We start from the raw sequence: 12,185 nt of genomic DNA, 5'->3' as shown, positions 1-12,185 counted from the left end.
GTCCGTACCGCTGTCGACGCATCGATTCCTGCGATCCTGTGGTCGGGGGACACCTCGTCAGCGGTGCTCAAAAAAGTCGCCGCCAGTGGCATGCAGCTTTTGTCGAAGCCGGTTTCGGAACAGACGTTGTTGACCATACTTGCAAAACATAACCCGCAGAAATCGTCCGAAGGCGGATGAAAGTGATGCCAAGGGGAACATCGAGTGGTCAGCGGAGGTCAAGACAGTCCCTTATCTGCAGCCTCCCTCCCAAGGGCCAGCTCGGCATTGACTCTGAGTGCAGCTTCAACGCGATTTCTGACTTGTAGCTTGTCGTAAATAACACAGGAAACCTGTCGGACATGTCCCTCGGAGACGTTAAGCTCTCTTGCGATCTGTTTCCCTGAAAGGCCACGTGCAATGCAACGCGCCAAGTCCCATTCTCGCGGAGACAGTCCAAGATGACGCTGATTCGGGCTAGCTGAGGGCGCTTGCGCCGAGCAGGTAAAGCGCAGCAAGACTTCTTCCGGAATCCAGAGTTCACCGCCTAAGATCCTGCTCAGTCCAATGAACATTTTTTTGTGCGCGCCTCCTTTCAAAAGGATTCCTCGAGCGGCGTAGTCGCGCATGCACATTCGCAAAATTTCAATGTCGTGATCGTTTCCAAGACCGAGTCCCGTGCAGATCACCACGGGAACATTGGATGAATTCCCAGCTTGGAAACGTTCAAGTGTCGTGGCGCCACGATTATCACCATCCAGAGTAAGATCCAGGAACACCAGGTCAGGGGGAGGCGCCTTGGTTACTTCTTCAAGTGCGCTGGCAAGCGTAAATACGGGCGTGACTTCGATTGGAGTCGCACCCAACTCCGACGCGTGTGTTTGGACGTATTCGGAGAGAGCTACACAAAGAATCTCGTGATCATCGACCCATAGGATTTTCATGCTCGCTTCTCCTCTTTATTTCCCTGGAGAAAAGCATTCGTAGCGCGCTGCGCTTGTGCGCAGCATCGCTTTGTAGCTTAGAGCATATCGGGCGAGGTCGCATAAGCCGAAGAATGGACAGGGTACATCAAATCGGCCCTCCGCGGCGATCTTGGACAGGACGGTGAGCCGCAAATGGTGGTGGCGCGCCGACAGCTTCGCGGCGAGATGTTTGCGAAGTACCGACAGCTCGGTGCCCCAGATATGCGACGTACACCCCGGGACCATAGTGTATGACTTGCCCTGCCTGTCCGGTTCACGCACGGCGTTCAGGCCAGAATCGCTAGTTGCTGAAACGCCTCCTTGTAGCGACTGCTGGCACCACCGCGTCTTGCTCGCCTGATCTCAGAAGGCACGTTGTCAGCGTCGATCGAGCCAGTGAGGCAGTTGGAGCGGCGTAAATGCCTTGTGGTATGCGGTCTCCTCCGTGCTTCCAAAGAAATGTTGCGCAATCCAAGCGATGACCAAAATGATCGCGGCTGAAATTACCTTGCTCCATACCGGGTCTTTCCATGCCCGTTTAACTAATTCCATGCGTTGACGCTCCTTTACGTGCGCTATTCAGCAGTCCCGTGGTGATGGCAGGATGTTCACACGAAAATCGTATCCCCGTATCGCAAGCCGCCTTACGCAGTTTTGGCCGTTTGGAGCAACGAAAAATCCCACGTAGCGAGATGGCTTTTTCGACCCCTAATACTGTTTTTGCCAGCGCTTTGCGCGCGCCTCGTTGAGTGGTGACTCTTTTGCAATCATAGCTAGCGCGGTGGTAACCGTGCCGGCAATCGGCGCGGTATCAACTCTTACATTAGCGTAATCTACGGACACGATTAGCGGTTTTGAAGGGCTTCAACAGCTGCGGAAACCCGTTTGGCCCGTACGCTTTGTTTAAGGCGCTGACGTGACCGGTGTTCGTGGATTGCGTTCGCGCTCGGATTCGAGGACGTCTCAGGCGCCTAACGCATCTTTAACCCGCCAACTGATCAGAGATCCGGCTCGCAGACGACCATAAATCTGCTGAGCACCGCCGGTCCGAAGGTATTGCTGATTGCAACATCGGCCGCATCCCGGCCGCGTGCCATCAGGATCCGGCCCGTGCGCGGCGCGTTGTTCCGCGGGTCAAAGGTCTCCCACCTGTTGTCCAGATACGCCTCGAACCATGCGCAAAAGTCCATCGGCGGGTAGGGAGGAGGAAGACCCACATCGCTGATATAGCCCGTGCAATAGCGCGCGGGAATGTTCATCGCGCGGCACAGCGCGACCGCGAGATGGGCGTAGTCACGACATACGCCCGCACCGTCCTGCCAAGTTTGCCAAGCCGTTTTGGTCGGCCGTGCGCAGTTGTAGTCAAAGCGGACATGGTTGTGAACATAGTCGCAGATCGCCTGCACGCGGCTTTGCCCCAGGGGCGTGTGGCCAAACAATTGCCACGCGGCCTCGGAGAGCAGATCTGTCTCACAGTAACGACTGCCGAGCAGGAACATCATGCATTCATCGGGTAGTTCCTCGATCGTGTGCTGATAGCCATTAGACTCGCGGCGCTCGTGATCGGGAGGCACCTCGAATACGCCGCGCGCTGACAGCGTCAGCAGGCCCGGCGGCGCCGTGATGCGCGTGCAGAGGTTGCCGAACGAGTCCTGATATTGCCGGAGCGGAACCCACGGATGGGTGTTGATGCGATCAGGAACGATCATGTTCCGCGCGCGGGAATTGTGCGCACTCAACATAAGAAGCATCGGCGTCGCTTGCGGACACTCGTACACTAATTCGTAACCCACGCGAAGTCTCATCTGAACACCTTTTTCGGCCGCACTACGGGCTTCGATCGAAGGCCGTCGACTAATTCTCTAGCTCTTTAGCAATGACCGTTCCACGGGCCGCAGTGGTGCGTTTGCCACTGAAGCGTTGTATCTCGCCTACCGGACTGCGCTGCGACTGCCACTTCGTGGAACTGCAGAGACATTCTTTCTTGTGCGCGGCTCAATGATTTTGTCGAGTTGGGCCCAGGTTTTGCGCAGCATTCCGCACCGCGCCCCACTGCCGATTCAGCGCTTTGCAGAGGAGCGTGGTTTTCGACTTTCCCGCCGGCACTAATTCCCAGTGCGGCCGGATTGCACTCACTTGAGGAGCAGACAATGGAATCGACGAAAGGAGAAGCAACACTACGGGAGGCTGCCGGAGACGTGCAGCAGGCCGTCGTGGATCAGTTGGGCAATGCCAGTGCGCAAGTCAGCGGAACGGCGAAGGAACTCAGTGGCAAAGCACGGCAACTCTATGCCGATTTTGCCGAAGTCTTACGCGAGCCCACCGTGGAGCGGCCGTTCGAGGCGCTGGCGATTGCCGCCGGCGTCGGCTTCATTCTCGGCACGTTACACGCAGCAAATCGCTCCAGGCCCGATAACGTCCCGCACGACCGGTGAGATTGGGAGTAAGGCTAGTCGCGCCTTGCCTTCGAGACAGAAGAGGTGCAGACGAGGTGCAGACGGCAAGCACCTGGCGGGCCGCCACGGCGTTGCCGCAACGAGCCAGCCCCGAGGAGTCCAGTAATGTCCATGCGTTCGAAAGTCACGAAGTGGCGAAACGTCGGCAGATTCTGTGCTGAGCGAGCCACTGATTATGGTGAACTCCTTGGTGTCGAACTCGAGGAGACCCGAAAATGTCTGGTACGCGAGTTGAGCGCACTGGTTGCCCTTGCGGTCGCTGACCTGTTCGGCGGCCAGAATGAAGTCGTAATTGTGAATGTCCCGGAACTTCTTCGACCCCCCTACGATCTGCGTCGGGTTGTTTGGGTTGACGGCGATATTGCTTTCGCTTCTCGCATTATTCACGCTCGTATCGTGCGTGACCTGGATATTCGACATGATCCCACCTTATCGATTATTCGAAAGGTCGAGTGATCGCCCGGCGCGAAACCTTCATTCATGGGCTGGTCACGAAGACACGACCAGCAGAATTAAAAGGCCCCGGGCGGTAACAGCTGGCCGATGGAGCTCGACAGCCCAGCTCGGAAAAGGTGCCTCGCAAAATCACGTGTAAGCAAAACGGCGCAGGCAGGCCGATTTTGTAAAGTGCGTGCAGTAAAAGCTGGAGTCCGATGGTGCGCGGCGTCATCGCCCCGATTTGCGCGTCGAAGAAGCACGTTGTTTCCGTTCGGGGTTCGCGTGCCTGACGTGGCCGCGAACGAGTTCGAGGATGGCGCTGCCGGTGGTGACATGGCCGTCATTGCGCTGGAAAATGGTCAGCTTCGTCGGCGCGTCGAGATCGAATTCTTTGGGAAGCTTGACCGACAGCTTCAGGCGAAGCGTCTGCCCTGGTTCAACCGCAAAGCCGACTCCAGCCACTCGATGGGTCAGGTTCCAATGCTTGCCAGTAAGCTTGGCGCCGTGCATGTGATTCCTGTCAGGTACAGGCGGCTTCTCCCCCTTCCTGGGCGGAAGCACTTCGAGAATCATCGGAACGTCGTCGAGCCGGTAGTCCTTGTGGACGATGACCTCGACGAGCTTTGCGTGACTGTACGGACTGCCGATGATGAAGGGCAACTCGATCAGGCTCTCGGCATCGGCGAAGACATGTGCGTATGACAGGTTGCGCTGACAGACGTTGTTGTCGCCCCAGAAGTAGCTGCCGTAATCGCACGTACCGGGCGCGACCAGCAGCGGCGCACCATCAAGGCCGCCTGCGGAGTCGTTGTTGTCCCCGCGCGCCTCGGCCAGGAGGCATGGGTGCCAGGTGCCCTCCTGAGGAATCTGAGCGGCGGACCAGCGAATGGGTTCGAAGATACGGGTGGCGCCCACCGCCAGATTGTTCGGCGCACTTTCACCGAGATACAGGTGTCTCTGCTGGACCGCAGCCGTCTGCCAGTCGCCCGGATACCAATCCTGCGGATAACGAAATTCCAGCCCAGGCAGCGCATCGAGCGCGGGATAGTTGCCAACGGTGACAGCGAGCGTGACATTCTCCGCGGGATTGGGCCCGAGGTTGGTGATCTTGCCGTAGATGAAATGGTCCGTCACCCCGTCGCGCAGCAGATCCTGATCGACCCAGACAGCGTTGCCGTCCTGCTGCCGGCGCACGATCAGATCCGGAGCCTCCCAATGATTGCCGGGTGACGGTACCGTTCCTGTGTCGCTCGAGGAGTCCCTGATGTAGACGTTCGCGGGCCGGACCGCGACACGCGCAGTGAACATTTCCTGGGTACCGGTGCGAGTGTCCATCCAGAACGGGAAGAACCCGAGCGGGCTCGCGGCCAGACCGAAGTAATCGCCAATGAAGGTGACGTTGGGATCTCCGTGCGCCCAGACGGCATCCACTGTGGGGTCCCACGGCATCTCGGTCACCGTGGCCCGATCCACGAAGGTTGCCGCGTTGTCGGCCGACGCTGTCAGGACAACGTCGATCAGCGGTGTCGTGCCGCCGCCCTTCGGCCCGAAGAGATAGAAATCGCAGCCGACGTCCCCCTGTGGCGTGCAGGCAAGCTGCGGCTGGAACTCGTGCTGATCAGGGGCAGAGACAGCGCCGCCGCTCATCAGCGGCATGCCGGAGCCACTGCCCGCCTGCCACACGGCGCCGCCATTGTTGGAGCGCGCATAGTAGATGCGGGCGACTCCCTGTCGATAGTCGGCCCAGGCAACAACCAGGTCGGTCGCATTGACCCCAACACACGCCGTCGCGACCGTGGGCGTCCGGAACGTCCCACCGGGTAGCTGGCCGGGCAAGCCCGTGATTCCGCTCCCAACGGTGGCCGGGTTCGAGAACGAATCCCCGCCATCGGTGGATTTGACGAACTGAATGTCGGTGCCGGCGATGAAGAAGATGTAGACGCTACTGTCCGCGGCCACGACGACCTGAGGTCCGAACGAGGCCGGAGCAAGCGACGTTCCGACCGGGTTCGCTCCGGTCCCGCGCCAGCTGGCCCCGTAGTCGATCGTGCGCCCGAAGAGCATGCCACCCGGTCCGTCCCAGGCGGCGTAAACACGGCCATGATAGGGGCTGCCGGGATTGGTATCGCCTGCGGCCGACTGCTTGTCATCGCCAGGCGCCGAGTGAATGAGGTTCGGAGCGGACCAGGTCAAACCGCCGTCCGTAGACTTGTACACCGCTATGGCCATCGGCTCGGCTCCCTGAAACGGCAGAGCGACGAGATACGCGCCTCCGACATCATCGAAGGCGACCGTCGGATCCGAAACCCCGTCCCAGCCCGCGAGGAGCCCGAGGGGCGCAGCCTCCTGCCACGATCGGCCCGCGTCGAATGTCGAATACGCGGCGAGCGAGAACGCATAGGTGTGCGGGTCGGTGAATCGTTTGGACGACGCGACCATGTTGTACGGATTGGTCGGATTGACTCCTATCGTCGATTCACTTCGGTCATTGCTGGGGCTGGCATCGCAGGTGACGCGGATGTTGTATCTTGGTCCAAGAATGAGCGGGAGCATCGTTCCTCCTACGTAACGCCATTGGCAGTAGCCCTGCTATTTTCTTATCCACCTCGGGAAATAGTTTTGCATCCGTGGTCGACACTCGGAGAGGGATTGGACTACGAATCCCCGTTGTTGTTAGCTCTAAGACGAACTGACCCGGCTGGATTCGCAGTCGACCACCGCAAATTTTTCGATGACCCGGGCGACCCCGATAGGGGAGCGGTGGTCGGCAGGCATCACGCACGGTGCGGGCGTTCTCGCGTACGCATGTATAGCGTCTTGCGCCGGCCCGCCCATTCCCTGTATCGGTGTGGTCGAATTCGGCCCTTCGGGGGTCCAACAGAAAGCCCCCTCTGCGACATTCATTGAAAATGGCGGCGCCTATGCCATTTCCATTCAGCGTTGACAGGATGTTGCCCATGGTACGCGCGCCAATTGGCGAAGTCCTCAATAGCCCGGCCAACTGAAAAACCGGCACCGCGGAAAACGCGTGCATCCGATGAAGGGCTTGCCGGTGCGACTCAGCGTCTTCAGGACCAGAAAGCCTTTGCCGCAGTCGGGACAATGATCCCCGACCCGTGCCGATGCTACCAGGCGTGGCGACGGGTTCTCCGGACGTCGACCCGCAGCGCCTGCATTGCCAGCCACGCCCGGCGGCGGGGCCGGTCGGCCATCGTCATCCGCCTGCGTGTACGAACAGACTGGCGCCGTCGAACATTCCCACCGTGGCGGCACAAGATCGTCGAGCCGGCGCATTGGTTTGCGGCACTTTGGGCACAGATAGATTCCGCGTCCCGGTGGCTGTGCCATCGCTGCATGCTCCCGGGCCCGGTCCAGGGGGCACGCTTCGCTAAAACAGTGTCGCGATCGGCATCCCGTCACTGCGCGCCGGCTGCACCGCCTGCGATCGCGCACGGCGCGTTGGCGAGCAATGAGCGCACCGACCAGTCGGCTAGCTGCAGCGACGGCGCGCGGGCCAGCACAGGCAGTGCTGTTTCGAGCTGGTCCAGCAGCACGGAAAGCCTTGCCGATGCCGCCACTTGCCGAAGATCGCGATTCATCAACGCCTCCTCCTTTGATGCAGAATCCAGCAGGCCGTCGCGCACACGCGCGCGACGGTGGCAGGCTGATTCTTGCGGAGATCTTCGATCAGCTTCTCCGCTTCGCTGTGTGTTTTCATTCGCGCCACCTTGTCCTCCATTGTCCACCTGTCGGTGGTGCGGCAATCGGGCGGAACTAGCGCGGGCATTCAAATCAAGGTAAAAACGCGACTTTCGACGGGTGACCTACGAATTCCACCTCAGTTGCTATTTAATGAACTTGACGCACTGCCGATGGATTGAGGTGATTTCGTCCGTCGTGTGATGATTCAGAACAACTGCCTTCAGGTCGGCTTCCGTTCGTGAGCTTCCGAATACATCAATCTGGTAACCCGCCTCTACCGCGTCGCCAACCTCAACGTCATCACCATTCGACTTGGTGAAGACGATGGTCTTCATCACGCCGTCGGTCTGGGGGTTCGCCGAGTTCGTACCAGGGCACAGTCTTCTGGAAAACTGGCCACCCAGCAACTCCCCTGCCATGGTGTACCGGGTACGTCCATTGGGCTTCAGCGTATCGCGGTCGCAACCACAGAATGTACCCTGCGAATCAAAGAAAGCGTATTCGAGAGTGAGCGTCAACGGCGTCGGGTTGAGGAACACGAACTCGGTATTGTCAGTCACTATCGGAGCTGGAGGGCTATTGAAGTCCGTAAAACTGTCGTTGAGCTTCCAGTGTCCAACCAGATAAGGACCAGAATCTGCTGCTGATGCCACTCCTCCATAAACCAAAGCCACAAGTAATCCCGCCATCACTGACAGCCTTTTCATGTCAACCTCCGCGTCTCCAGTGGGTACAGCGAGGCCCCGCCCTTTCAACAGGACAAGGGGTGTGTAACAGCTTATTGGAAAGAATGCTGAGATTCTTCAAGACTGAATCGCGTCGAATGTTGCCAAGGCCGGTTGAGCACCGGAACTGCGGCATGATTTACCCAAAATTCCTTTGGGCATGCCTGAGGCGCGTTCGACGTTCGCGAGCAAACGCTTCGCATCTGTTGCGTAATCTTAGGAATCAGCGACGTGCTTTTCAAGCGTTGAAGGCCGATAGACTCCATGCAGAATCATCAGCCGCGTTTGCTCGTCAAAGTTGGAGGCTCTTCGTTATCGCGCTTGCCGGCGCCGCATACTAGAGCTGGCGCCAACGCAAGGTCGCACAACATCACTGGCCGCACTGCGTCACAGTGATAGGGACATGACGCTCGCAATGTGAACGTTGCGTGACACGCCCTCGGTTGCGCTCACCAGAATGTCTTTCGCGCCGTGCAGGGGGTGGCTTCAGAATTCGGAAAAAATCGTACGCTAAGCCGGCTCAGCGCTTAGCGCGTCGCGCTGTGGGTGGATGAGGTCTGTTTCAGCACGTTGCCTCCGCGTGACGCTCACTTCGGTCTCGGTACGCCGCAACGCGTCCTGAAGGTACGATCGAGCCTCGGCCAGTTCGTCAGTTAGCCGTGGCCTGATGCGGACTGGCGGCGATTGCGGCACGCCGCTGCCGGCGGAGCGGCTCGTCGCCGTGCCGGCGACGCCTCACAGATCGCCTGCGCAGCACAAACGGTACCGGCGATCGTCGCAAACCGACCCTGAGCCGTCGCTTGATCCGGCGCCACTTCAACGACGGCTTCCGAGGTCCAACGGTCCAACGGCCATCTCATCCGGCCGAGCTTTTTCATGGCCGCCATTCAGCAAGGTCAGCCTTCTCGCACGGTTAGCTGGCGCTTTCGACCCCGGCGGACGTCGCCGTAGCAGTAGGTCCGCGCAGCTGCCAGCGTTTCAACGCTGAGGGATGCAGCAGTTGTCAGCGGCGGTCCATTGCACCTTGCGTATCTGCCAAGCCGGCCTTGGAGCTAGAAAAGAATCAGGGTTATCAGATGCGTGTTCAACGGCGCAAAGCGGATTCGCGTGGGTACCTCAGATCAGCTTCTCAAGCAGTGTCGCGAGCTCCGACTGCTGCGCTGGGTTCAACCGTGCCAGCCGGGCGCCGAACGCGTTCGACAGGAGCGCAAGCCCGCGCGCCATCGTCTTACGCCCGTCGGGTGTAAGGATGAGTCGATGGCGACGCAGATCCGCGCCATCGATTTCACGGCGCAGAAAGCCCGCAGCTTCGAGCCGCTTGACGTACATCGTCACGGTCGGCTTCGGCATGCTGAGGACGCCGGCTAGCTCCGCGGGGTGCGGGTGCGCGTCCACCTCGGCGAGCACGAACAGCTCCTTCGTCTCCAGCCCGAGCTCGGTAATGTCGGGCGCGACGCTGGTGACCACCGACATCACGAGCCGGTAGTTGAGGGACCAAATCTTTCCGACATCGATTCTTGGCATGGGTACTTACTATTGGTTCAAAAATAAACTATCGTAAATTGGAACTAACGAAAAATTGTACCATTGTACGAACTCGGAGAGCACCATGTCCCTTGATCACTATATTACCCTCGGCCGTTCAGGGCTGCGTGTGAGCCCGTTCTGTCTCGGTGCGATGACCTTCGGTGAAGTCCTCGGCTGGGGCTCCAGCGTCGAGGAGTCTCAACAGATCATCGACCGCTTTATCGAGTTAGGCGGTAATTTCATCGATACTGCAAACTTCTATACGAGGGGTCATTCCGAAAAGATCATCGGCGACCATGTGGGGCGCCACAGCGACCGGCGCGACCGGCTCGTCATCGCGACGAAGTTCAGCGGCAACTTGTACCCCGGCGATCCCAACGGCGGCGGATCTGGCCGGAAGTCGATCATTGCGGCGTGCGACAACTCGCTGCGCCGTCTGCAGACGGACTACATCGACCTGTACTGGTTGCACAACTGGGACGTGAACACGCCGATTGAAGAGACGATGGCCGCGCTCGAGGATCTCGTGCGGGCCGGCAAGGTACGCTACATCGGCGTCTCCGACACACCTGCGTGGAAGATCGCCGAGGCAAACGTCACGGCGCGCTTCCGTGGCTGGTCCGCGTTCGTCGGGCTGCAGATCGAATACTCGCTGCTCGAGCGGACCGTCGAGCAGGAGCTCGTGCCGATGGCTCGCGAGTTCGGCGTCGGCATTACGCCGTGGTCGCCCCTAAAGGGCGGCGTACTCAGCGGCAAATACACGCGACACAACGCCGGCCAGACCAAGCCAGATCGCTTCATCGCTGACACCGTCTTCAACGAGAAGACCTATTCGATCCTGGAAGAGCTGGACATCATCGCCAAGGCGCACGAGAGCACGGTCGCGCGCGTCGCGCTAGCCTGGGTTCAGGCGCAGCCCGGTGTGACCTCGACGCTCATTGGCGCGCGACGGCTCGCACAGATCGAGGACAACCTGAAAGCGCTCGACGTCAAACTCTCGGCCGAGGAACTCGGCCGGCTCGACGCGCTGACGAAGCCGACGTTCAGCTTCCCCCAGAGCATACAGCCCTGGTTTTCGGCCTTCCACAACGGCGGTACCTCAGTGAACGGCTTCTACGCGCCGCCGACGCCTTTCGAGCTAAAGAAGGGCGACAAGATCTACTAACTCTCAGCGCACGGGCGCACAACTCGTGCAATCCCGCCGGGTGCGACACCTGGAAGTTAGTCACGCCGCTCAAGAGCAGCCGGCTGCGGATGTCTGCTGTCAGTGCGGTGCGAAGGTCTCCTTCGGCCGATCAAGCAACGTTCAACATCGCGAACTGAATGGCCGCATCCTGGGAGGAAACGACGCCTGAATGTCCGAGCGACGGTGCGGGCGAATGACGCCTCCTGGCCGATTGCCGGCAATTGGACCGGCGAGTTCTGATCCGACTCGGAGCGGATATACTCGGTGGTTCTTTGTCACGACGGCGCCTGAATTCCCTAGGTAACCCCTGCGGCCAGACATTTTGTCGCCTGACTAAACGACCAGTCACGTCTCAAGAATTTCGATGCCGTTTTCGGCACACCATTGCCTCAGAGCGCTTTCGACAGAGTCGGCTTCAAACGTATACCAGGCTTCGAGAACGCCTTCGCGCTGCAGCAGATCCTTGAAGCGCGAGTAAGCGCCTTGTCGTCGGAAAAATCCTTCGACCTGGTCGTAACGCGCAGGTAACTCTTGTGCGACAAAGCGCAAGGCGAGACTGCTTCCGAGATCGAGATCGTTCTTATGCGGTATCGTAAGGTAGCGATCCGAAGTTTCAAGGTCGTCAGGAATATCCTCGTCGAATGCGTCGTTGGAATCAGATGTCCAATAGACTTCGCCCGTATCGAGCGAGACATACGCGTTGTGTTCCATCGGCGATGCGGAGCTAATGAAGTCGAAGGCCATAGAGAGATCGTCGTATTTGACCGCGACCATGGCTTTACTCCCATAGGTTGTACCGTCCGAGTTGAACGGGCCTCAGCGATCGATATGCGGCGACGCCCGTCCAGCAGCGATCATTTCGGCCCTTAGTTCGTGACGCAGGAAGGTATCCCTGGCGTGCTTACCATCGCGGTCAAGTCGGAACGCGCGCGGAACTGCGATGCCCGCTCCGCGTTAGAGCCGCGCTGCATCACCCAGCGAGCGTCAAGCCGATGCGTCTCCTGTAAATTCTAGGCTATTTGAACGTCCGCTCACGGCGCACGCCAGGAAGAGACATTCGCCGGTCGCGATGCGCAGATGTTCAGACGTCGCCTCCACCCACCAAACAGCCGTTCGAGTGACCAGGATGAACGTCGCGTCATCGACCTTCGATGATGTCCTCAAGCGCTCCCAATCAGGAGATGTGGAACGCACGCCAGTGCGTGAC

General features: G+C 59.4%; 13 protein-coding genes. 4 read left to right on the top strand and 9 right to left on the bottom strand.

The genetic code is table 11. The features are described from left to right. The coding region (locus tag P3T25_RS32840) for a hypothetical protein (protein WP_429361120.1) at positions 1-180 on the top strand (180 nt) is incomplete at its 5' end. Positions 181-218: 38 nt separating this feature from the next. Here P3T25_RS32840 and P3T25_RS32835 read toward each other — a convergent pair. From P3T25_RS32835 to P3T25_RS32825, 3 genes are all read right to left on the bottom strand, one after another. Then, positions 219-923 (bottom strand): LuxR C-terminal-related transcriptional regulator, encoded by a 705-nt coding sequence (locus tag P3T25_RS32835; RefSeq protein ID WP_429361118.1) that lies wholly within the window; start codon positions 921-923, stop codon positions 219-221. Between the two features lie 399 nt (positions 924-1,322). Continuing rightward, a complete protein-coding gene (locus P3T25_RS32830) occupies positions 1,323-1,496 on the bottom strand; it encodes a hypothetical protein (protein ID WP_429361116.1) in 174 nt (57 codons plus the stop codon). 446 nt (positions 1,497-1,942) lie between these two features. Beyond that, complete coding sequence (locus tag P3T25_RS32825; RefSeq protein WP_429361114.1) at positions 1,943-2,749, bottom strand: transglutaminase-like domain-containing protein; 807 nt, start codon at positions 2,747-2,749, stop codon at positions 1,943-1,945. A 345-nt stretch (positions 2,750-3,094) separates the two neighbouring features. On the opposite strand from P3T25_RS32825, the gene P3T25_RS32820 reads away from it, so the two are divergent. After that, positions 3,095-3,379: a CsbD family protein gene (locus P3T25_RS32820; RefSeq protein ID WP_429361112.1), complete on the top strand. Its 285-nt coding sequence runs from the start codon at positions 3,095-3,097 to the stop codon at positions 3,377-3,379. A 126-nt stretch (positions 3,380-3,505) separates the two neighbouring features. After that, complete coding sequence (locus P3T25_RS32815) at positions 3,506-3,856, top strand: phage holin family protein (RefSeq protein WP_429361110.1); 351 nt, start codon at positions 3,506-3,508, stop codon at positions 3,854-3,856. Between the two features lie 210 nt (positions 3,857-4,066). Here the strand turns inward: P3T25_RS32815 and P3T25_RS32810 are convergent, their stop codons facing one another. The 5 genes from P3T25_RS32810 to P3T25_RS32790 all read right to left on the bottom strand — a co-directional run bounded on the left by P3T25_RS32810 (position 4,067) and on the right by P3T25_RS32790 (position 9,789). Further along, entirely contained in the window at positions 4,067-6,277 is a 2,211-nt protein-coding gene (locus P3T25_RS32810; protein WP_429361108.1) for a sialidase family protein, read from the bottom strand. 546 nt (positions 6,278-6,823) lie between these two features. Beyond that, the gene (locus P3T25_RS32805; protein WP_429361124.1) at positions 6,824-7,132 is read right to left on the bottom strand and encodes a topoisomerase DNA-binding C4 zinc finger domain-containing protein; all 309 of its coding nucleotides are present in this window, start codon (positions 7,130-7,132) and stop codon (positions 6,824-6,826) included. 122 nt (positions 7,133-7,254) lie between these two features. After that, entirely contained in the window at positions 7,255-7,437 is a 183-nt protein-coding gene (locus tag P3T25_RS32800; protein WP_429361106.1) for a hypothetical protein, read from the bottom strand. A gap of 246 nt (positions 7,438-7,683) precedes the next feature. Further along, complete coding sequence (locus tag P3T25_RS32795) at positions 7,684-8,247, bottom strand: hypothetical protein (protein ID WP_429361104.1); 564 nt, start codon at positions 8,245-8,247, stop codon at positions 7,684-7,686. A gap of 1,134 nt (positions 8,248-9,381) precedes the next feature. Further along, positions 9,382-9,789, bottom strand: coding sequence for a MarR family winged helix-turn-helix transcriptional regulator (locus P3T25_RS32790; RefSeq protein ID WP_429361102.1), 408 nt, complete (start codon positions 9,787-9,789; stop codon positions 9,382-9,384). An 85-nt stretch (positions 9,790-9,874) separates the two neighbouring features. On the opposite strand from P3T25_RS32790, the gene P3T25_RS32785 reads away from it, so the two are divergent. Then, on the top strand, positions 9,875-10,957 hold the full coding sequence (locus tag P3T25_RS32785) for an aldo/keto reductase (protein ID WP_429361100.1): 1,083 nt from the start codon (positions 9,875-9,877) through the stop codon (positions 10,955-10,957). Between the two features lie 366 nt (positions 10,958-11,323). On the opposite strand, the gene P3T25_RS32780 is transcribed toward P3T25_RS32785, so the two are convergent. Beyond that, a complete protein-coding gene (locus P3T25_RS32780) occupies positions 11,324-11,752 on the bottom strand; it encodes a hypothetical protein (RefSeq protein WP_429361098.1) in 429 nt (142 codons plus the stop codon). Positions 11,753-12,185 lie beyond the last annotated feature (433 nt).

It is taken from the genome of Paraburkholderia sp. GAS32, assembly GCF_050434225.1.
GTDB classification, from domain to species: domain Bacteria; phylum Pseudomonadota; class Gammaproteobacteria; order Burkholderiales; family Burkholderiaceae; genus Paraburkholderia; species Paraburkholderia madseniana.
Note: the sequence above shows the minus strand (reverse complement) of the source record. Positions and strands in the feature narration are given on the sequence as shown.

What these genes read in the sequence shown, in the direction of transcription:
- P3T25_RS32800 (WP_429361106.1), bottom strand. Translation starts at nt 7,437, where the DNA reads ATGAATCGCGATCTTCGGCAAGTGGCGGCATCGGCAAGGCTTTCCGTG.
- P3T25_RS32790 (WP_429361102.1), bottom strand. Translation starts at nt 9,789, where the DNA reads ATGCCAAGAATCGATGTCGGAAAGATTTGGTCCCTCAACTACCGGCTC.
- P3T25_RS32805 (WP_429361124.1), bottom strand. Translation starts at nt 7,132, where the DNA reads ATGCGCCGGCTCGACGATCTTGTGCCGCCACGGTGGGAATGTTCGACG.
- P3T25_RS32785 (WP_429361100.1), top strand. Translation starts at nt 9,875, where the DNA reads ATGTCCCTTGATCACTATATTACCCTCGGCCGTTCAGGGCTGCGTGTG.
- P3T25_RS32825 (WP_429361114.1), bottom strand. Translation starts at nt 2,749, where the DNA reads ATGAGACTTCGCGTGGGTTACGAATTAGTGTACGAGTGTCCGCAAGCG.
- P3T25_RS32780 (WP_429361098.1), bottom strand. Translation starts at nt 11,752, where the DNA reads ATGGTCGCGGTCAAATACGACGATCTCTCTATGGCCTTCGACTTCATT.
- P3T25_RS32815 (WP_429361110.1), top strand. Translation starts at nt 3,506, where the DNA reads ATGTCCATGCGTTCGAAAGTCACGAAGTGGCGAAACGTCGGCAGATTC.
- P3T25_RS32795 (WP_429361104.1), bottom strand. Translation starts at nt 8,247, where the DNA reads ATGAAAAGGCTGTCAGTGATGGCGGGATTACTTGTGGCTTTGGTTTAT.
- P3T25_RS32835 (WP_429361118.1), bottom strand. Translation starts at nt 923, where the DNA reads ATGAAAATCCTATGGGTCGATGATCACGAGATTCTTTGTGTAGCTCTC.
- P3T25_RS32830 (WP_429361116.1), bottom strand. Translation starts at nt 1,496, where the DNA reads ATGGAATTAGTTAAACGGGCATGGAAAGACCCGGTATGGAGCAAGGTA.
- P3T25_RS32820 (WP_429361112.1), top strand. Translation starts at nt 3,095, where the DNA reads ATGGAATCGACGAAAGGAGAAGCAACACTACGGGAGGCTGCCGGAGAC.
- P3T25_RS32810 (WP_429361108.1), bottom strand. Translation starts at nt 6,277, where the DNA reads ATGGTCGCGTCGTCCAAACGATTCACCGACCCGCACACCTATGCGTTC.